The following is a 21,197-nucleotide window of genomic DNA, read 5'->3' as shown; positions in this document are numbered from 1 at the left end:
ATTAACCGCAAAAGGGACAAAAGATGATGTTAAAGCGAATTTCCAAGATAATCAAAGCGCTCAAAAGAATAAAAATCTAAGATTTTTAAAAACTATTGTGTTCTTTTTCATTTATAATGATCAACTTTAAAATAAAAAATTTAGTAGATCTTTTGTGACTTTTGCGGTTAAATAAAAGTTTAAACAGACTTATAATCAATCATCAATCATCAATCATCAAACCTGTATAACTCCCAGATTAAACTTCTCAGTAATCGGAGAATGATTCGCCGCTTCAATTCCCATAGAAATCCATTTTCTGGTATCAACTGGATTAATAATTGCATCGGTCCACAACCTCGCTGCTGCATACGTTGCTTCCGTCTGTTTCTTATATTTTGCCGAAATAGAATCCAGAATTTCTTTATGTTCTTCCTCAGAAATTTCTTTTCCTTGCTTTTTCAGAGTAGACTCCTGAATCTGTGCCAAAACTTTTGCTGCTTGTGCACCACCCATTACGGCAAGATCTGCCCATGGCCACGCAACAATTAACCTTGGATCATAAGCCTTTCCGCACATCGCGTAATTTCCTGCTCCGTAAGAATTTCCTGTAATAATCGTGAATTTAGGAACTACAGAATTTGAGACTGCATTTACCATTTTTGCACCATCCTTAATAATTCCTCCATGCTCAGATTTAGAACCCACCATGAAGCCGGTGACATCCTGTAAAAACACCAACGGAATTTTTCTCTGGTTACAGTTCGCAATAAATCGGGTTGCTTTATCCGCAGAATCAGAATAAATTACCCCTCCAAACTGCATTTCACCCTTTCCGCTTTTTACAAGCTTTCTCTGGTTCGCTACAATTCCTACAGACCAGCCATCGATCCTTGCCGTGGCACAGATAATGCTTTTCCCGTAATCAGGCTTATATTCTTCGTACTCAGAATTATCTACAAGACATTTTATAATATCGTACGTATCATACTGATCCGCTCTTGAAACAGGCATAATCCCGAAAATATTTTCAGGCTTTTCTTTCGGCTGAGCACTTTCAATTCTGTCGAAACCCGCTTTCTCAGTACTTCCCAAAGACTTCATGATATTCTTGATTCTGTTCAGCGCATCCTTATCATCTTTAGCCTTATAATCCGTAACTCCCGAAATCGAACAATGTGTAGTGGCTCCCCCCAGAGTTTCATTATCAATACTTTCCCCGATTGCCGCTTTTACCAGATAACTTCCTGCAAGGAAAATAGAACCCGTTCCCTCCACAATCATCGCTTCATCACTCATAATCGGAAGATAAGCACCACCTGCAACACAGCTTCCCATCACAGCAGAAATCTGAATAATTCCTGCAGCACTCATTTTAGCATTATTTCTGAAAATTCTCCCGAACATCTCCTTATCAGGGAAAATCTCGTCCTGCATCGGTAAATAAACTCCCGCAGAATCCACCAGATAAATAATCGGAAGTCTGTTTTCCATGGCAATTTCCTGAGCTCTAAGATTTTTCTTACCCGTAATCGGAAACCATGCTCCCGCCTTTACAGAAGCATCATTTGCCACAATGATGCATTGTCTTTTGGAAACATACCCCATTACCACAACAACACCCCCGCTTGGGCAGCCTCCGTGCTCCTCATACATTTCATATCCGGCAAAAGCCCCAATTTCTATAGACTCAGAATCCTTATCAAGAAGATAGTCAATTCTTTCTCTTGCCGTCATTTTTCCCTCTTCACGAAGCTTCTGCAGCCTCTTTTCACCACCTCCCTTTTTAATTTCTGTCAATAAGCGATTGATTTCGGATAATTTTAATCTGTTCTGATCTTCTCTTTTGTTGAATTCAATGTCCATAAAAATTTCAATTTTTTCCGTTTAAAGATACTATTTTTTACAAGGAATGAAAATGGATATAAACAAATGTTTAATAAATTGGTTTTCAGAATTTTATGAAATATTTAACAAAAAATATATTTTTTATGGTTCGTAATTTGCTAACTTTACATTAGAGAAAGGGAGAGTGAAATCTCATCCTTCCTCTAAGTTCCTAGTTTATTTTTTTAATAGTTTATTATTTGAAGGCCCTGAAAGTTGAATAAATTTTCAGGGTTTTTTTATTTTATGTTAAATAGGAATCTTAATTCCTGATTTCCTTCAAACAATTCGCGTTTTAAATTTTATCAGAAAATCAGAAGCTTTACTGAAAAATTATTACACGAAATGTAAAACCTATTTGTATTTTTGCAGAAATAGTAAAAGAAGGTAGGATATGCATAAATTGGCTCTTTTCAGATTGCATTTGATAGTGTTTTTGTGGGGATTTACGGCAATTTTGGGAAAACTGATTCATGCGAATGCAGAAATTCTGGTTTTTTACAGAATGCTGTTTGCGGCGATCTGTCTTTTTGTCTACATCCGTGTTTTCAAAAAAGACAGCATTAAAGTTTCGAAGAAAGTATTTTTCCAGTTGGCTGCAATCGGCTTTTCGATGGCGATTCACTGGTACTGCTTTTTTTACTCCATTAAAATATCGAATGTTTCCATCGCATTAAGCTGTCTGTCTTTATCCACCTTATTTGCATCCATTCTGGAACCTTTGATTTTTAAAAGAAAGATCGATGTTTCGGAAGTCGTCATGGGAGTAGTGATTGTTGCCTGTATTTTGTTGATCTTCAAAACAGAATTTCAGTACAAAGAAGGAATATTTTACGGAGTACTGTGTGCCATTTTCGGAACTATTTTTTCGGTTTTTAACGGAAAGATGTTTGGAAAAACAAGCTCAGGAAATATCATTTTTTATGAAATATTCTCAGGATGGTTTATTTTATTGATATTTTATCTCTTCTCAGGACAAATTTTTTCGATAAATGAAATAAGTTACCGCGATATCGCGTTAATAGGTTTACTGGCAAGTGTTTTCACAGCTTTCCCGATGCTGGAATCGGTGAATCTCATGAAATATATTTCGCCTTTTACATTAATTTTAACAGTTAATTTAGAACCGGTTTACGGAATTATACTAGCTTTTTTTATCTTTGGGGAATCAGAACACATGAGCCCGATTTTTTACATCGCTTCAGGAGTTATGATACTGGCAATCATTGCTAACGGATTGATAAAAGCTAAAAAACAAAAAACTTTAAATTAAGCATCAATTGATATGATGAAAAAATATTTTTTACTTGCATTCTCTCTGGTTTTCGGGATATCGCAATCCCAGATCATCAGAAAATATTCCAACGAATTTCTGAACATCGGAGCCGGAGCAAGAGGTCTTGCCATGGGAGGTGCGGTGATCTCCAATCAGGATGATGTCTATTCCCCGATGTGGAACCCCGCTGGATTAATGGGCGTGGAAAAAGACTGGCAGGGCGCAGCAATGCACGCCGAATATTTCGAATCTATCGCAAAATACGATTATCTAGCCTATGCCAAAGTTCTGGAAACCGGAGTTTTCGGAGTTTCTGTTGTAAGATTGGGAGTAGATAATATATTAAATACCACACAGTTAATCGACACTGAAGGAAATATTGATTATGACAAAATCACCAAATTCTCCCAGTCCGATTACGCAGCAATTCTTTCGTATGCATTCAACCCGGGAGGAAATCAGAAGCTTGATGTGGGGATTAACGCTAAAATTGTGTACAGAAATGTAGGGAAATTTGCCAACGGATATGGTTTCGGTTTCGATGTGGGGGCTATTTATAAAATGGACAACGGCTGGAAACTGGGAGGGATGCTGAGAGATGCAACCACTACCGTGAACTTCTGGAGCGTCAATCAGAAAGAACTTTCAACAGTGGTTAACGGAGAAGAATTCAACCCTGCGCCAAAAGATAAAATGGAGCTTACGATGCCGAAATTAAATGCAGGTGTAAGTAAAATGTTTGAAATCAACAGCAGTGTATATGTATTGCCGGAAGCAGGAATTAATGTAGATTTTGCAAAAACGGCAGCCTTGGTTTCTACCGATTTTGCGAGTTTAACACCGTATGCCGGAGCAGAATTAGGCTATCAGAAAATGATTTTCGTGAGATTGGGGGTGAACAGATTCCAGTCGATTACAGATATTGAGGATCTTCGAAGAAAAGTTTCTTTCCAGCCAAGCGCAGGAATCGGGATCAGATATAGAGGTCTTACGCTGGATTATGCAATTACCAATTCCGGAATCGGAGGGTCTAATTTCTATTCCAATTTCTTTTCTCTGAAACTGGATATCGGTCAATTCAGAAACGATTAAAATTTAAATTAAATGAAAAAAATATCGCTTATCATATTAACAGCCAGTTCGATGTTGGCTTTCGGACAGAAGGTTTCGGATTATAAATATATCTCTCTTCCTTCGAAACTGGAAACTTTTAAAGAAGATTTCGGGTTGAATAATCTATTAACCAAAACTTTAAGAAGTAAAAATTATACAGTAATTCCTTCGGATAAGTTACAATGGCCGGCTGAAGCACAAAGTAATCCCTGCAATGTTTTGATGGCAGATATCATCAACGACAGTGGTTTTTTACGAAACAAGGTACTGGTTCAGTTTAAAGACTGTAATGATAAAGTAGTTTCATCCATTAAAGGAGCTTCTAATATTAAGGAATACAAAGAAGGTTATCAGGATGCACTGAAACAAACTTTTGTTTCTATTTCTCCGGCTAATCCTACAGCGCAGCCAACTTCTCAGGTAAAAGTTCAGGAAACCATAACAACAAACTCTACGCAGGTTGTTACCAACAGCTCATCTTCATCTGTAGACAATACCGCGTTGAAATTCAGCAACGGAAAAATGGACCTTCAAAAAATTCAGATCGACAATTCTCAGTTTATTCTGGTAAATTCTAACAGTTCTTCACCGTTTGCAACTTTCAAAGCAACGACAAAAAATGATGTTTTCAGAGTAAAACTTCAAAACGGAGAATCTACTTTAGGTTACTACGAAAATGGAAATATAGTGATTGAAATGCCTGTTTCCGGAGGTGAGTACGGCAAAGAAATATTTTATAAAAAGTAGCAGCATTACAGCATAAATCAAAAGTCCTCGTTACGAGGACTTTTTTTGTAAATTTAAATATGAAGAAGTTTTTGAGTTAAGAAGTCTTTAACTTCATCTAATTTATAAAAAATATTTAAATTAACAAATATTATAAAAATTATTTTCATAAAATTATTCAATATTTGTTATTTGTTTTGAGTTTGTATCTATTCGTTGAAAAAATCGTAAATTATTTTCGCTTTGCTTTTCCCTAAAATCTCCTCCAGTGTCTCAAGATTAGATTCCTTGATTCTCTTGACTGATTTTAATTTTGAAAGCAATAATTCAATTGTTTTTTCCCCAACTCCCGGAATTTCCTCCAGCTCAGATTTTATCGTAGAATTTTTTCTTCTGGTTCTGTGATGTTTCACCCCGAAACGGTGCGCTTCGTCTCTTACACGCTGCAAAATCTTAAGCGTTTCAGACTTCTTATCAAGATATAAAGGAATAGGATCTTCCGGAAAGAAAATCTCTTCCAGACGTTTTGCAATGCCTACAATGGTAATTTTTCCGTACAATCCCAAAAGTCTCAGACTTTTTACCGCAGAAGATAACTGACCTTTTCCACCGTCGATCAAAATCAACTGAGGCATATCTTCGCCTTCATCCAGCATTCTTTTGTAACGGCGGTAGATCACTTCTTCCATTGTAGCAAAATCATTAGAACCTTCCACCGTTTTCGGATGAAAAATTCTGTAATCAGCTTTGCTTGGTTTTCCGTCTCTGAAAACAACACACGCAGAAACAGGATTTGTCCCCTGAATATTGGAGTTATCAAAACCTTCAATATGTCGTGGTTCAACAGGCATTCTCAGCAATTTCTGCATTTCAGACATAATTCGGTTCGTATGTCTTTCCGGATCAACGATCTGAACCTGTTTTAATTTTTCCAAACGGTATTCTTTCGCATTCTTTTCAGAAAGTTCAACGATTCGCTTTTTATCACCTACTTTCGGAACGATCAGTTTTACATTCGGAATTTCAATAGACAGATGAAACGGCAGAAGTACTTCTTTTGAATGGGAATCGAATTTCTGACGGATTTCCACCAAAGCCTGCTCCATAATATCTTCGTCGCTTTCTTCAAGGATTTTTTTAATCTCAGTGGTATAACTCTGGATAATATTTCCATTCCTTATTTTAAAGAAATTAACGTAAGCAGCCGTTTCGTCACTTGTCATTCCAAAAACATCCACATCATCAATACTTGGATTCACCACCGTATTTTTAGTCTGATAATCTTCAAGCGCGTCAATTCTTTCCTTGATGATCTGTGCACTTTCAAACTGAAGATTCGTTGCATATTTCATCATCTGGTTCACCAGATATTCTTTCGCTTTACGGAAATCTCCTTTGATGATTCCGCGAATGGCATCTATTTTTTCATCATAATCTTCCTTACTTTCCAATCCTTCGCAAGGTCCTTCACAGTTTTTGATGTGATATTCCAGACATACTTTGTATTTTCCTTCATCAATTTTACTCGGAGCTAAATTGAGATTGCAGGTTCTTAATTTGTAAATATGCTTTATCGTATCAAGAAGAATTTTTGCAGGACGCACTTTTGCGTAAGGTCCGTAATATTCGGAACCGTCTTTAATCTTGGTTCTGGTAAGAAAAATTCTCGGAAAATCTTCGTTTTTAATACAGATCCACGGATACGTTTTGTCATCCTTCAGCATGACATTATAAAACGGCTGATGTTCCTTAATTAAATTATTTTCCAGTAAAAGTGCATCATATTCGCTGTTAACGATCGTTGTTTCCAGCCGCTGGATTTTACCCACCATGATTTTGATGCGGTATCCCGAAAGATTTTTGTTGAAATAGGAGAGAACCCTTTTTTTCAGATTTTTAGCCTTTCCTACATACAAAAGCTGATCATTTTTGTCATAATAACGATAAACACCGGGCTCGGAAGGTAAAGTTTTGAGTTGTAATTCTAAAGAAGGATTCATATAACAAAATTACGGAATTTAGAAGCACAAAAAAAGCCGCAGAAATACTACAGCTTTATAATATTTGTTAAAATTGATTTTAATTAACCGCAAAAAGGAGCAAAATAATTTATACGCTGGTTAACTTTATAAACGGCTTACTCTTTTGTGCTTAAGAAATTTAGCTTTGGCTCATTTCTGTGTACTGATACACTAAAAAGCTGAAATAATCCCATTCCACGGAATTCTTAGGATATTTTTTCATAAACTCAGCATTGTCTCCGAAAAGAAAATCATAATTGTCTTCGAAATCATCTTTATGAAGCCACATTACTTTATCTCCTTTTTTTACATAGTAGGATTTTGTAACACCGCCACCCAATTGTGGAGAACCCATCACCGAAAATCCGCCCGTTTCTTTTGCTCTGGGATCATGATATACGGAAATAATATCATCAAATTCCGGATTGATGACCTGCATTAAGAATTCTTTGTCGTCCTTCTTATTTTTCAGGGAAACGGTCTGGTTTACAAAGTGAATACGGTCTTTGGTCGTAGAGTTTTTTAATTTCTTGGTCTGATAGTTTCTGATGTTGCCCATGTACTTAAAAACTTTCCCGACTTTTTCAGCCTCATTCGGATACAGATACATTTCGCTGATGTTATCGGCAACAAATACCGATGGCTTTTTAGAAATACTATCTTTCAGTGTAACCTCAAAAATCTGACCTTTTTTCGTATCTGTTTTGCTGCAGAAACCTTTATGAGTCGTTCCGTCCTTTAATATTACGGTAGATGTCTTTTTTACAGAGGGAGCATTAAAACCTTCATTAAAAAGGTACTGTTCCATTTTTTTAATTTCTTCCTTGGAGTATTTTACTTTCTGTCCGAAAGAAGCCATGCTTACAAGAAACAGCGTAAACACTAAAGTTTTAAGTTTCATAGGATATTAATTTTTATATTTCGGCGGTAAAAATAGTAAATTAATTCACTTATTTTCAGAAAAATATATGTTGTTGAAATTTAGTTTTTCCAATCGTTGCCAAATGTGTAATTTTAAGACAAAATTTAGAGAATGATATACGGTGTAGATGTTTTCAGTTTCCATGATGTTCTGGAGATCTGTAAAACTCCTGATAAAGCTAAACTAAACAAGGCTGCCAAAGAACAGATTTTAAAATCACAAAAAAATGTACGTGAAATTGTAGAATCAGACAGAACGGTTTACGGAATCAATACAGGGTTCGGTCCTTTGTGCGACGTAAAAATATCTGAAGAAGAAACCGCACAGTTACAATATAATCTGATTATTTCTCACGCAGTAGGTGTAGGAAAGCCGATTGATAAAGAACTTTCAAAAATCATGATGATTGCAAAAGTTCATGCACTGTCAAAAGGTTTTTCCGGAGTCTCTCTGGAAGTGATCGAAAGATTGATCCTGATGCTGGAAAAAGACATTATTCCGGTAGTTCCGGAGCAGGGTTCTGTAGGGGCTTCCGGAGATTTGGCTCCTTTGGCACATCTCGTTTTGCCGCTTTTGGGGCTTGGAAAAGTTTGGGTAGAAAATGAAATTTTTGAAACAGCCGAAATTTTAGAAAAAAACAATCTCGAACCTTTGGTTTTAGGACCGAAAGAAGGATTGGGATTAATCAACGGAACGCAGTTTATTCTTGCGCATGCGATTAAAGGATTAGAAAAATTTGAATATTTGCTTGATCTTGCGGATATGACGGCTGCAATGAGTATTGAAGCTTACAGAGGTTCTGCAAGTCCGTTTAAAAAAGAACTGCATGAGATCCGTCCTTTTGAGGGAAGTAAAAAAGTTGCGGCAAGAATGCTTAAATTTTTAAAGAGTTCCGAAAACCTTAAAGCACACGAATATTGCGACAGAGTTCAGGATCCGTATTCCATGAGATGTGTTCCGCAGGTTCACGGTGCAAGCAGAAATGCCTTCGAACATCTGAAAATGATGGCAGAAACGGAACTGAATTCGGTAACAGATAATCCAATTGTTTTAAGCGCGGAAGAATCTATTTCCGGAGGAAATTTCCACGGACAATTGATGGCTTTACCTTTGGATTATGCAACTTTGGCTGCTGCTGAACTGGGAAATATTTCAGACCGAAGAAGTTACTTGTTACTGGAAGGAAAATATGGCTTACCAAGATTACTGACGGAAAGTTCGGGTTTAAATTCAGGATTTATGATTCCTCAGTATACTTCTGCAGCGTTGGTTACGGAAAATAAAACATTGTGTTTTCCGGCTTCTGCGGATTCTATTCCAACGAGTCTTGGACAGGAAGATCATGTTTCGATGGGAAGCATTTCCGGCAGAAAATTCAATCAGGTTCTTGGAAATTTAGTCAATATTTTAGCGGTTGAACTTATGTTTGCAGCACAAGGTTTAGAATTCCGAAGACCGGCAAAATGTTCAAAAATTATTGAAGAAAACTATGCAGTTCTCCGTTCAAAAGTTGCCAAGCTTGAAGATGACCGACTGATTGGTCAGGATATGCTTGCAATAGCAGAATTGATAAATGAAAGGAAATTTATAGTTAATTAAAACAAGATGAAAAAAATTATAGTAGCGTTTGCTCTTTTTATAGGAGTTACAGGTTTTGCCCAAACTTCAAAAGAAGCAAAAATTAAGGAATTAATTGAAGTTACCGGAGTCAGTAAAATGGCGGTACAGGGAGCTCAGCAATTTGTAAATGCTTACAAAGAAAATTACAAAGATATTCCTGATGAATTTTGGAATGGATTTTTAAAGGAAGTTTCTTCAGACGAATTTTCTAAACTCTACATTCCTATTTATTCAAAATATTATACAGAATCGGATCTTGATGAGCTGATAAAATTTTATAAAACTCCTATCGGGCAAAAGACAATTTCTAACATGCCTTTAATCATGAATGAAAGTATGGAAGTCGGCAGAGAGTGGGGACAGAATTTAGCTAAAAAGCTGATTGATAAAATTAACGAACAAAAAGGGTATCAATCTCCACCACCACCAAAAAGTAAATAACACAAAGGCTTCCGCAAATGGAAGTCTTTTTTATTTTTTAAGATTTAAAAAAAATATTTGTATTGAATTGTGAAAATATGAGTGTTATTTGTGTTAAAAAATATAACCTTTGAAAAAGTATTAAAAGATAAAAACAAAATCTTTAATTTAGCCTAAAACCATTGCCATGACAATTAAAAGAACAGATTCTTCCAATAAAGATTTTCAAAATTTAGTACAGCTTTTAGATGCAGATTTAGCCATTCGCAATGGGGAAGATCATGCTTTTTACGATCAGTTTAACAAAACTGATGCGATCAAAAACTGTATTGTTATTTATGTGGATGAAATTCCTGCGGCTTGTGGGGCATTTAAAAAATTTGATGAAGAAACAGTTGAAATTAAAAGAATGTACACCAATCCTGATTTCAGAAAGAAGGGTTTAGCAACAACGATCGTTAAAGAACTGGAAATCTAGGCAAAGGAATTGAATTATACAAAAGCGTTATTGGAAAGCTCATTGGAGCAGAATGAAGCCCTTTCTGTTTATGAAAAAAGCGGTTACACAAGAATTCCAAATTACGGACAGTACATCGGAATGGATAAAAGTGTCTGTTATGAAAAAGTTTTATAGCTTAATTTTATAGTATTATTTTAAGCATAATAAATTTTTAAATTCTGTTGTTCGGTAATTCATTGTAAATTAATATCTTGGTTTTACCAATCAAATAGTATTTATATGAGAAAAAATGTTTTTTACCTTTTATTGTTATTCTTTGTTTTCACGGCATGTAACAGAGATGACCTTCAAAACAATGTTGCCAGTACAGAAATCACTCAGAAAGATCCTTTAACGGCAAAACAGATCAATGAAAAAATCAACGAAACCATCAAAACAAAAGGCAGATTTTCATGGAATGAATCTTCCGATCACTTTTTATGGAGCGGGATTTTTCAGGGAAATAAAATTGCTTCCATCGGATTTGGCTCTTCTTTCGACAGAAGTCTGGATGCAGACAACAAAGCCATTGAAAACGAAATTTTAGACCTGATTAAAAAATATGAAGGAAAAACCGACAGAATTTTACTGTCTTCAGACCAATATCTGAATCAGATCGATGTTGCGATTGAGAAGCAGGAAACGGTGATTGCCCTTAGAAAAATGAAAAATATCCGTTATCTGGAACCTGCAGATTACCGTTATTTCGAAAACGAAAAACAATTCGGGGCAACTGCAAAATCCAGCAGCAGTTCTTCAGGATGCGGATTTGAATCTACCGCTTTGAATGCTGCGGATTATACAATCGTTTCTCCTAATGCAAAAGCACCTTGGTCATTTACGAAACACAATATCATTAATGCTTGGAGCTACAGCACAGGAGCAGGAGTGACCATCGGAGTGATAGACAGCGGTGTTTCTCCGGAGCAGTCTTTATTAGGAAGCAGCTTTAATAACGGACTTTCTACAGGAAGAACCATCAGCAAAAATGGAGTGTATGTAGATTCAGTCTGGCCGTGGAGTACAGGATACGACGGTTCTGCGGATAAATGTGGTCACGGAACAAGCATGGCTTCTGCCGCCGCCGCTCCAAGAAATAATCAGGGACAGCCGGTTGGTGTGGCTTACAATGCCAATCTGGTAACGTACAGAGCAGCTTCTAATGTAGTTCTGGACGGATATCACGAGCAAAACGGAGTGAAAATTGCCTTTACAGAACTTGGAAATAATAACAGTGTAAAAATTATTTCAATGTCGATGGGACATATTTTTTCTGTCGGAAAAATTGAAGATGGCGTAAAATATGCGTATTCCAAAGGAAAATTAATTTTCTGCGCAGGCGGAACTTCTACGAGTTTTACCAATTTCGTAGGCGTTATTTTTCCGGCTTGGATGCCTGAAACACAAGCGATAACCGGAGTAAAAGAAAATACGTCCAATCAGAAATGCGACGTTTGCCACTCAGGAAGCGAAATCGATTTTACTTATCAGATGGAAAGAGGTTCAGGAAGCAATATTCCGGTCTTAAGTTACTATAACGGACAAACAGATTATGTAGGTGGTTCTTCTGTAGCAACAGCTTCCACAGCAGGAATTGCGGCGTTGGTCTGGGCTAAAAATCCTTCATGGACGAGAGATCAGGTTATTAATAAAATGAGACAGTCTGCAACGTATTATCCGACTCCGAACTCAGATTACGGATATGGAAATATTAATGTTTTACAGGCGGTACAGTAAAAATTCAAACTAAAAATAGAGGAAAGGGAATATTGTTAATTAACGATATTCCCTTTTTATTTCTCCTGAATCATCATATTAAGTATTTCTACTTAGATATAAAAATTAGTAAATCTACGCTAATATATTTATTTTAAGCGTGGTATCTTTGAAAGGTGATCACAAACAAAACTTAATAATCATGGAGACCAGAAACCATTCAAACGGGGCGAAATCCGAAAAGCCAGAAGAGTAGGAACACAAAATAAAATTAAAACATGGAAACAAAAGAATTAGTAGGAGGCTGGACAGCGTACCATCCTTTAACACCGGAAGATCAAAAAGTATTCGACGAAGCAATGAATGGATTTGTCGGAGTAAAATATCAACCGCAATCTGTATCTACACAAGTGGTAAACGGAACCAACTACCGTTACCAATGTCTTGCTTCCATCCCGCCATCTGAGGTAGTTTGGAATGCTGTTGTAGAAATTTATGCCCCGATTGACGGACAACCTCATATTGTTGGTATCCAAAGAATCTAATAATAGCATTGCCCTTAATAAAAAAGAAACGGAAGAAATTTTTTTCCGTTTCTTTTTATCCTATTCTCACACTCGTCATACTCAGAGACCCTGCAATTAATTCATCATTAAATAAACTCAGGTTTTCAGATTTCTCTTTCAGCCCTAAAGTATAGAGTAAAGGGAGATAATGATCGGGAGTGGGAACCGCATATTGCAGCGAAGTTCCCTGTTTCTGGTACTCAATGATGTTCCGGAAATTTCCGTCCAAAAGCCAGTTGTTGGTTTTCTCTCTGGCTTCAATCGCCCAGTCCCATCCGGCTCCGACAGTATTGATATTTCTCCAGTCGATCAGTCTCAAATTATGAACAATGTTTCCGCTTCCGATAATTAAAATTCCTTTTTCGCGGAGCTTATTGAGTTTCTTAGCCAAGTCAAAATGATACTGCGGAGGTTTTGTATAATCAATACTCATTTGAATAACAGGAATATCTGCATTCGGATACATATGTTTAATCACAGACCATGCTCCGTGATCCAGTCCCCAGTTATGATCTTCCTCCACGATAACAGGAGCCAGCAATTCTGCCGTCTTTTTTGCCAACTCAGGATTTCCCGGAGCCGGATACTGTACATCAAACAAAGCCTGCGGAAAACCTCCAAAATCATGAATCGTTCTCGGCATATCCATTGCCGTTACTTTCGTTCCCTGCGTAAACCAGTGTGCCGAAATACAGAGAATGGCATTCGGTTTCGGAATTTCAGCCGCAGCTTTTCGGAAACCCTGTACAAACTGGTTTTCTTCAATAGCATTCATCGGCGAACCATGTCCCAGAAAAAGAACAGGCATTTTCTGAGTATTTTTAAAATTTTCGCTGATGTCTTGTAAATCGTTGAGGTTCATTTTTTTTATTCTCAAAAACAGAAAAGAGCAAAGGTAATGTAACTTTCCTTTGCTCTTTTACCTTGATTTTTATGTTCTTATGCTTGTTTTACAAACTGTAATTCTCCGGCGATTTTTACTTCCTCGCTTACCATTACACCTCCTGCTTCAAGCGCAGCATTCCAGTTCAGTCCGAAATCTTTTCTGTTGATTTTCCCTTCGAAAGAGAAACCAGCCTTTGTATTTCCCCAAGGATCAACATTAATTCCGTTGAAATCCACATCAAGTGTTACAGGCTTTGTAATTCCGTTAATCGTTAAATTTCCTGTTACTTCGTTGTTCAGTGCAGAAGATTCGAAAGTAATCGTAGGATTGGCTTCAGCGTTAAAGAATTCAGCAGATCTTAAGTGGTTATCTCTGTCTGTATTGTGCGTAGAGATAGAAGCTGTCTGAACTGTTGCCGTTGTTTTAGCATTTGCAAAAGTATCGTCTTCAGCATCAATTTCAGCCGTAAAATCTGTAAAGTTTCCTTTGATATTAGAGATCATCATGTGTTTTACTTTAAAAGTAATTTCACTGTGAGCTGCGTCTAGGTTCCATTTTGTTGCCATTGTATTAATATTTTTGTTGTTAATTATACTGCAAATTTAGATCAAAAGAGAAGTGCAAATCATTGACGTAGGATAAGAAATGCTTTTCGCTGTATTTTTCACAATTCTGCCATTTCAATGAACGAGAAATCCCCAAAATATTTTTAAGGAAAAACAAAACAACTTTAAATTCTAGTACGCTCATACACTCAAACACTTAAACACTCACACGCTCAAACCCTCCAACTCCCCAACTTAAAAACTCTCCAACTCAATCAGGAGCTTTATCGCGCTTTCCGCACTCGCTATTTCTTTAGTTTCGGCGCGGCTCCGCCGCGCCGAAACTAAAGAAATGAGCTCAAACAATTGCTGCAATCGCGGCTAGGATTCAAGCCGGTAATTCATTACACGTCATTGCGAGCAGAAGGTCTGCGAACGTAGTTCTGAAGCAGCAAAGCAGTCTCAAAAAATCGTACACAAAAGTCTTTATTGGATTTATTCAAAGTATTTCAAAAGTCTGCAAAGAGAAAAAATCTTTGATTTTTTTTAACTTATGTGCTCTTTTTTCCATTTAAGTATTAAACTTAAACTGCTAAAGTGTTACAATCTTTTGCATCTTTTGTGGTAAAAAAGTTTAGACAAGTTTATTTTATGCTGAGCTTGTCGAAGTGTCGTTGCGAACGAAATCCGCCTAATCATTTAAAAATCCCTTTGCGTATTTTGCGTTAAAATTCTAACCCAGTCATTGTGACAGAGAAATCTCAATAAAGCAAAAGTCTCACTTTGTCATTTAATAAGATTTGAAATTACTTCAAATAAATTCAAAATAAACAATTGAAAACAGCTATCAACAATCAACAAAAAACCAAACTCCATTTTACTTTAACACTTCTTAACCATTGATATTTATTTCTTATTTTTGAGGGATTCAATTTTATACAATGAAATTATATAAATTATCTTTATGGATGCTGGTTTTGGGAAGCAGCGCATTGGCGCAGACCCAAAAATTTACAATGGCGGAGGCAGTAAACGGGATGAGAACCAACTTAGCTGTTAAAAACATCTCGCAGTTTTCATGGTCTGCAGATGGGAAATCTTATATTCAGGCGGTAAAAGGCGGATATTTAATCACCGATCTGAAAACCAACAAACAGGATACGCTGGTTTCTTTATCTCAACTGAATAAGAATTTAACAGACAATAAATTCAAAGCAGTTCCGCAGATTAAATTCATCAGCAATTCTCAGGGATATTTTAATTCCGGCGGAAAAATGGTATGGGTAGAAAAATCCGGCAGCGACTGGAAAACAAAAAATTCCGTTGCTTTGGATAATAACGCTGAAAATATGAAGATTTTTGGGGATAACCAGACTTTTGCATTTACCGTAAAGAATAATTTATTTGTTAACAAAAATGGAAAAACCATTGCAGTAACCAATGATACCGATGAAAATATCCTGAATGGAGCTTCCAATGTTCACCGAAACGAATTCGGAATTGATACCGGAATTTTCCCGGCACCAAATTCTGAAAGTGTAGCGTTCTATAGAATGGATCAGACAATGGTTGCTGATTATCCGATTATTGACTGGTCTGTAACTCCTGCTGTAAATCACAATATCAAATATCCGATGGCGGGAAAAACGTCTCATCAGGTAACTCTGGGAGTCTTCAATATTAAAACTCAGAACATAACTTTCTTAAATATCGAAGGAGAAAAAGATCAGTACTTAACGGCTGTTACCTGGAGTCCGGATTCAAAATATATTTTTGTAGGTATTCTGAACAGAGGACAGAATTACCTGAAAATGAATCAATATGATGCTTCCACAGGAAATTTAGTGAAAACTTTATTCGAAGAAACCAGCGATAAATATGTGGAACCTCAACATCCTTTAACGTTCTTTCCAAATTCCAATACAGATTTCATCTGGCAGAGCCAGAGAACAGGATACAACCATTTGTTCCACTACAATCTGGAAAAGGGACTCGTTGCACAGATTACAAAAGGAGATTGGCTGGTAACGGATATTTTAGGTTTCAATGAAAAGAAAAAAGAAATCTATTTTACCTCCACCAAAGAAACTCCGCTGGAAAAGCATTTGTACAGAATCAACTGGACAAATTTTAAGATGCAGAGAATGGATAACGCAGAAGGAGTTCACTCCGGAGTGTTAAGCAGTGACGGGAATTTCCTGTATGATGTCTACAGCAATGCCGATACGCCAAGAGTTGCCAACATCATCAACACAAACACATTAAAGACAAACAATCTTCTGACTGCTGAAAATACACTGAAAAATTATCAGCGTCCGGAAATTAAAAATATCAACTTAAAAGCCGACGACGGAACAATTTTGTACGGAAAAATGATTCTTCCGACCAATTTTGATCAGAGCAAAAAATATCCAGTGATCGTTTATCTATACAACGGTCCGCATTTACAATTAGTAACTAATTCTTTCCCGGCATCCGGAAATCTTTGGTATGAATACATGGCACAAAACGGATACATCATTTTCACGATGGACGGGAGAGGTTCTTCTAATCGTGGGTTGAAATTCGAGCAGGCTGTTTTCAGAAATCTGGGAACTACAGAAATGAACGACCAGATGAAAGGAGTAGAGTATTTAAAATCTCTTCCTTACGTAGATTCCGAAAGAATGGGAATCCACGGATGGAGCTTCGGAGGGTTTATGACAACGAGTTTCATGCTTCGTAAGCCGGATGTTTTCAAAGTGGGGGTTGCGGGAGGACCTGTTATCGACTGGAGTATGTACGAAATTATGTATGGCGAAAGATACATGGATACTCCGCAGGAAAATCCACAAGGTTATGCAACAGCCAATCTTCTTGATAAAGTTCAGAATCTGAAAGGAAAATTACTGATGATTCACGGAGCGCAGGATGATGTTGTGGTTTGGCAGCATTCGGTTAAATTCATCAAATCTGCGGTTGATAATGGTGTTCAGTTGGACTATTTTGTATATCCGGGACATCCGCACAACGTGATCGGCAAAGACAGAGTGCATCTTATGCAGAAAGTAACAGATTATTTTGATCAGAATCTGAAAAGATAATCCTGAAATATTGATAATGAACTTCACCAAAAAAGGCAGAGTACACTTTCATACGTTCGATTCGTTGAGGTTTCTGTCCTTTTTATTGGTTTTTTTACGCCATTCCCCTGTTCCCGTAGATAGTTTTTTATACTATTTTTCTAAGGAAGGGGGGATTGGTGTTTCTTTTTTCTTCGTACTGAGCGGTTTCCTCATCACCTATATTCTTATTCTCGAAAAAATAAACAATAACGGAACAATTCCGCTGAAAAAGTTCTTTACGAGAAGAATTTTAAGAATATGGCCGCTTTATTATGCCATGGTACTTTTTGCCATATGTACGCCTTTTATTCTTGATTTTTTTAATATTTCCTATTCTAACGAAGGATATCAGCCAAACTGGCTTTTCACGCTTACGTTTTTGGAGAATTATATGGCGATGTATACCAATCAGCTTCCCAATGTATCGCCGATTACCGTGATCTGGTCTTTGTGTATTGAGGAGCATTTTTACATTTTCTGGGGACTGGCTTTTTACTTTATTTCACTTAAAAATATTCCAAAACTTCTTCTGGGAAGTATTGTTTTTTCATTCATCATGCAGATGATGTATGGAAAATTACAAATACCGACTTTAGATCTCTTTACTAATATTCATTATTTTGCTTTCGGAGCCATTCCTGCATATATTTTTGTCTTTAGAGAAGATCTAATCCAAAAGCTTGAAACGGTTTCTGCTGTTTACAAATACAGTTACGCTTTTTTGGTGTTGGCATTTATTGTTTTTATAGGGAATTCAATAATAATTTCAAATCCTGCACTGATTTCATTTCTTTTGAGTGTTTTCTTTTCAGGGTTAATTTTATCTACTTTAGGAACAAAAAATGTTTTTAAAATTTCAGATCAAAGTATTTTGGCAAAACTTGGAAAATACACTTACGGACTGTATCTTTTTCACACCATTTTAATCATGCTTTTTATAAAAATAGGAAATAGATTCAATCTCAACTGGATGTTAATCGTTGCACTGTCATTTATTGCTTCGGTTGTATGCTCGGTGCTTTCTTACCATATTTTCGAAAAACAGTTTTTAAAACTTAAAAGCAAAATCAGCACTTAATATCTCATTTCCTTTCTTACCAAACATCAATGCATCTGATTTTCAGTTGCTGTAAATTTGTACTATAAAATCAACAATATGGAATTAGGAATAGGAATGTTTGGCGATCTTGCTTTCGACCAGACAACAGGAAAATATAAAGATGCAGGCGTAAAGATTCGTGAAATTCTGGAGCAGGTAAAATTCATGGATGAGGTGGGAATTGATGTTTTTGCCATGGGAGAACACCACCGTCCCGATTATGCGGTTTCTTCTCCGGAAATTGTTCTGGCTGCAGCGGCAAGTATTACAAAAAATATAAAATTAGCGAGTGGTGTTACGGTTTTAAGTTCATCAGAGCCTGTAAAAGTATATGAAGATTTCTCGACTCTGGACTTAATTTCAGACGGTCGAGCTGAAATTTTCGTCGGAAGAGGAAGTTTCATCGAATCATTTCCTTTGTATGGATATTCTTTAAACGATTATGAGGAACTTTTTGATGAAAAATTAGACTTATTGCTTAAAATCAATTCTCAGGAAAATGTAACCTGGAAAGGAAAACTTCGTGCACCTATGCAGAATCAGACGGTTTATCCAAGAGCTAAAAAAGAAGGAAAACTGCCCATCTGGAGAGCTGTCGGCGGAACTCCGCAGTCGGTTTTAAGTGCCGCAGAATTGGGAATGCCTTTAGTGGTGGCAATTATTGGAGGAATGCCGGTACAATTCAGAAATTTAATTGAATTCTATAAGCAGGAATATAAAAAAGCGGGACACGACGTTTCAAAAATGCAGATTGCCGTTCATTCGCATACTTTTGTAAGTGATGATCCGGAAGTGATTGAAGGATATTTCCACAACTATAAATCGCAGATGGACAGAATCGGTTCTTCCAGAGGTTGGGCTCCTTACACGAAAATGCAGTATGACGGCGGAAGAAGCAAAGAAGGAGCGTTGTTCATCGGTAATCCTAAAGAAGTGGCAGATAAAATTGCTTACCTGAAAGAAATTTTCGGTATTACAAGATTTATCGGACACATGGATGTGGGAGCTCCGGAGCATGATATTATGATGAAATCTATTGAGCTGTTTGGCAAAGAAGTAAAACCACTTGTCAAAGATCTTTAAAACAAAACCTCCGCTGAATTTCAGCGGAGGTTTCTCTTTAATAAAAATCATCTGTAAAAATGAAACAACATCCTGTTGTTTAGAAATTAATCAATATAAATTATAAAGCTGTATAAGAAGCTATTGCAACCTGTGGATGAAAGGCAAACATAAACGTTTCAAAAGAGTCTCCCGAAGTATTTTTGCTTAAAAGATACTTATTGTCAATAATATCAATCAGCAACAATTCAGGCGTGTAAAAAGTTAAACCTATTTTATGCTTTGAAGAATCTTCCACATTGGAACTGATGAGATCCAGTTTGAAATTTTCAATTGGGAAAAAAGTATTTCCCAAAACATCAGGAAGGCTTTTAACTTCACCGTTAAGCTGGGCAACATAGTTTACCACCGCTGAACTCAGTAAAAACGGAATTCTTTCTGCATGAGGATTTTTTCTCAGCAATTCCCAGTAATTCTTTACCGGATTTTCTTTATCATCGAAAACCTGATGCTGAATTTTATACTCGAAAAAAGTATCTTCAAAGATATATTTATCCCAGATAATTTCAGAATTCTGATCAATTACAATCCTGAATGCAAGTTTTATTTTAGCCTTCATCATTTTAAATTTTAATAAAACAGGGCAGTTCTTTTATGATTTCTGCCCTGATCCTAAACAAAATTGATATGAAAAATATCTAATACTCAAGAAGCTTAGTTTACAAGAACTTTAAGATTCTCTGTAAACGTTCCTTTCGTATTATCAATAGTAATTTTTGCGACATACATTCCGGATTTTAATTGGTTTTTCGTCATTTTGATCTGCTGATTTCCGGATGCAAGTTTCTGCTTGTCGATCACACTGAAAAGTTTTTTTCCGCTTACATCAAACAGTTCAATACTCACTGTTGATCTTTCGTTGAGAGTAATCGGGAAAATAGTCTCTTCTCTGAAAGGATTTGGATAATTCTGTCCCACATTAAAATTTTTGGTGTTTGCTGCCTCCTGAGTTCCTAAAACGGCTCCTGCTACATAAATGGTATGAGTTAAAATATATCCGGCAGATAAAGATCCTGTTACAGTGCTCATCTCGTTGCTGGTTCCGTCTGAAAATACATTGTCACTGGCATTATAGGTGTATCCCGTCATACCTTTTGTATAGCCGTATGAAGTTCCGTTTACATTCACATTATAAACAGCACTGCCTGTTCCCTCCGGAAAAGCAATCTGCGTTACCAGAAGAGAAGTTCCGTCTGCTTTGTAAATATGAACATGAATGTGGGTGGCTCTGCTCTGATACCATCCCGGAAATATGCTCGTGAAACTTACAAGTCCGTTTGCATCCGTGGTCTGTCTTCCGCGAAGAAAATGATTGTTGGTGTAATTTGCAGCCTGCATTGCCGTACCTCCGTATTCGGAATAGTTGCCGTCTTTATCACAATGCCAAACGTCTACCAGAACACCTTGATAGGCAGCACAGTTTCCGTTGGTATTCTTGATGTAAATATTCATCGTAAAGGCAACGCCGGTTCTGTCTCCCACAATATTGGTTTGTACAAGGCTCGAAGGAGTATGCGTAGGAAAAGGACCCGCTGTTTCCGAATTGGTTACACTGCACGTTAGAACATTTTTAGAAGATTTTTCGGGCAGCATTTCCTCATGAAAAATTTCCGATCGGAGAAGAACAGGCGCAGCAACAGCTATTCCTGCTAATCCGAATGAGTTTTTTAAAAATTTTTTTCTGTCCATGTATTTA

The 21,197-nt window shown here is 36.8% G+C and carries 19 protein-coding genes; 12 read left to right on the top strand and 7 right to left on the bottom strand.

From position 1 onward, the window contains the following. Window positions 1-216: 216 nt before the first annotated feature. Window positions 217-1,845 (bottom strand): acyl-CoA carboxylase subunit beta, encoded by a 1,629-nt coding sequence (locus tag B0E34_RS17695; RefSeq protein WP_087711659.1) that lies wholly within the window; start codon window positions 1,843-1,845, stop codon window positions 217-219. Window positions 1,846-2,260: 415 nt separating this feature from the next. Between B0E34_RS17695 and B0E34_RS17690 the strand changes: the two genes are divergently transcribed. The 3 genes from B0E34_RS17690 to B0E34_RS17680 are packed head-to-tail and all read left to right on the top strand — an operon-like array spanning window position 2,261 to window position 5,002. Further along, window positions 2,261-3,139: a DMT family transporter gene (locus B0E34_RS17690; RefSeq protein ID WP_087711657.1), complete on the top strand. Its 879-nt coding sequence runs from the start codon at window positions 2,261-2,263 to the stop codon at window positions 3,137-3,139. Window positions 3,140-3,151: 12 nt separating this feature from the next. After that, window positions 3,152-4,234, top strand: coding sequence for a putative type IX sorting system protein PorV2 (locus B0E34_RS17685; RefSeq protein WP_076396673.1), 1,083 nt, complete (start codon window positions 3,152-3,154; stop codon window positions 4,232-4,234). A gap of 12 nt (window positions 4,235-4,246) precedes the next feature. Then, window positions 4,247-5,002, top strand: a complete 756-nt coding sequence (locus tag B0E34_RS17680) for a hypothetical protein (RefSeq protein ID WP_087711655.1) — start codon at window positions 4,247-4,249, stop codon at window positions 5,000-5,002. A gap of 188 nt (window positions 5,003-5,190) precedes the next feature. On the opposite strand, the gene uvrC is transcribed toward B0E34_RS17680, so the two are convergent. Further along, window positions 5,191-6,981: an excinuclease ABC subunit UvrC gene (gene uvrC, locus B0E34_RS17675; protein ID WP_087711653.1), complete on the bottom strand. Its 1,791-nt coding sequence runs from the start codon at window positions 6,979-6,981 to the stop codon at window positions 5,191-5,193. 160 nt (window positions 6,982-7,141) lie between these two features. After that, a complete protein-coding gene (locus tag B0E34_RS17670) occupies window positions 7,142-7,903 on the bottom strand; it encodes a hypothetical protein (protein WP_087711651.1) in 762 nt (253 codons plus the stop codon). Window positions 7,904-8,035: 132 nt separating this feature from the next. Between B0E34_RS17670 and hutH the strand changes: the two genes are divergently transcribed. The 6 genes from hutH (at window position 8,036) to B0E34_RS17645 (ending at window position 12,724) form a co-directional block, all read left to right on the top strand. Further along, window positions 8,036-9,523 carry a histidine ammonia-lyase gene (hutH, locus tag B0E34_RS17665; protein WP_087711649.1) on the top strand — a complete coding sequence of 496 codons (1,488 nt, stop codon included), beginning with the start codon at window positions 8,036-8,038 and terminating at the stop codon, window positions 9,521-9,523. 6 nt (window positions 9,524-9,529) lie between these two features. Beyond that, on the top strand, window positions 9,530-9,985 hold the full coding sequence (locus tag B0E34_RS17660) for a DUF2059 domain-containing protein (protein ID WP_087711647.1): 456 nt from the start codon (window positions 9,530-9,532) through the stop codon (window positions 9,983-9,985). 166 nt (window positions 9,986-10,151) lie between these two features. Next, entirely contained in the window at window positions 10,152-10,442 is a 291-nt protein-coding gene (locus B0E34_RS17655) for a GNAT family N-acetyltransferase (protein WP_306460665.1), read from the top strand. A gap of 9 nt (window positions 10,443-10,451) precedes the next feature. Then, window positions 10,452-10,598 (top strand): GNAT family N-acetyltransferase, encoded by a 147-nt coding sequence (locus tag B0E34_RS21735; RefSeq protein WP_306460664.1) that lies wholly within the window; start codon window positions 10,452-10,454, stop codon window positions 10,596-10,598. A gap of 105 nt (window positions 10,599-10,703) precedes the next feature. Further along, a complete protein-coding gene (locus B0E34_RS17650; protein ID WP_087711645.1) occupies window positions 10,704-12,200 on the top strand; it encodes a S8 family peptidase in 1,497 nt (498 codons plus the stop codon). Window positions 12,201-12,457: 257 nt separating this feature from the next. Then, a complete protein-coding gene (locus B0E34_RS17645; protein WP_087711643.1) occupies window positions 12,458-12,724 on the top strand; it encodes a hypothetical protein in 267 nt (88 codons plus the stop codon). A gap of 55 nt (window positions 12,725-12,779) precedes the next feature. On the opposite strand, the gene ygiD is transcribed toward B0E34_RS17645, so the two are convergent. Both ygiD and B0E34_RS17635 read right to left on the bottom strand, forming a co-directional pair. Then, on the bottom strand, window positions 12,780-13,607 hold the full coding sequence (gene ygiD, locus B0E34_RS17640; RefSeq protein ID WP_087711641.1) for a 4,5-DOPA-extradiol-dioxygenase: 828 nt from the start codon (window positions 13,605-13,607) through the stop codon (window positions 12,780-12,782). Between the two features lie 77 nt (window positions 13,608-13,684). Continuing rightward, on the bottom strand, window positions 13,685-14,197 hold the full coding sequence (locus tag B0E34_RS17635; protein WP_087711639.1) for a YceI family protein: 513 nt from the start codon (window positions 14,195-14,197) through the stop codon (window positions 13,685-13,687). 920 nt (window positions 14,198-15,117) lie between these two features. On the opposite strand from B0E34_RS17635, the gene B0E34_RS17630 reads away from it, so the two are divergent. The 3 genes from B0E34_RS17630 (at window position 15,118) to B0E34_RS17620 (ending at window position 19,462) form a co-directional block, all read left to right on the top strand. Next, a complete protein-coding gene (locus B0E34_RS17630; RefSeq protein ID WP_087711638.1) occupies window positions 15,118-17,259 on the top strand; it encodes a S9 family peptidase in 2,142 nt (713 codons plus the stop codon). 16 nt (window positions 17,260-17,275) lie between these two features. Next, window positions 17,276-18,358, top strand: coding sequence for an acyltransferase family protein (locus tag B0E34_RS17625; RefSeq protein ID WP_087711636.1), 1,083 nt, complete (start codon window positions 17,276-17,278; stop codon window positions 18,356-18,358). Between the two features lie 78 nt (window positions 18,359-18,436). After that, window positions 18,437-19,462 (top strand): LLM class flavin-dependent oxidoreductase, encoded by a 1,026-nt coding sequence (locus B0E34_RS17620; protein WP_087711635.1) that lies wholly within the window; start codon window positions 18,437-18,439, stop codon window positions 19,460-19,462. Between the two features lie 100 nt (window positions 19,463-19,562). On the opposite strand, the gene B0E34_RS17615 is transcribed toward B0E34_RS17620, so the two are convergent. Next, a complete protein-coding gene (locus B0E34_RS17615) occupies window positions 19,563-20,060 on the bottom strand; it encodes a hypothetical protein (RefSeq protein ID WP_087711633.1) in 498 nt (165 codons plus the stop codon). Between the two features lie 95 nt (window positions 20,061-20,155). Next, window positions 20,156-21,190, bottom strand: coding sequence for a T9SS type A sorting domain-containing protein (locus B0E34_RS17610; RefSeq protein WP_165763017.1), 1,035 nt, complete (start codon window positions 21,188-21,190; stop codon window positions 20,156-20,158). Between the last annotated feature and the right edge of the window lie 7 nt (window positions 21,191-21,197).

The organism is Chryseobacterium mucoviscidosis (genome assembly GCF_002177115.1).
Lineage (GTDB): Bacteria > Bacteroidota > Bacteroidia > Flavobacteriales > Weeksellaceae > Chryseobacterium > Chryseobacterium mucoviscidosis.
The sequence above is the reverse complement of the archived record's forward strand: the minus strand, read 5'-3'. Positions and strand labels throughout refer to the sequence as shown.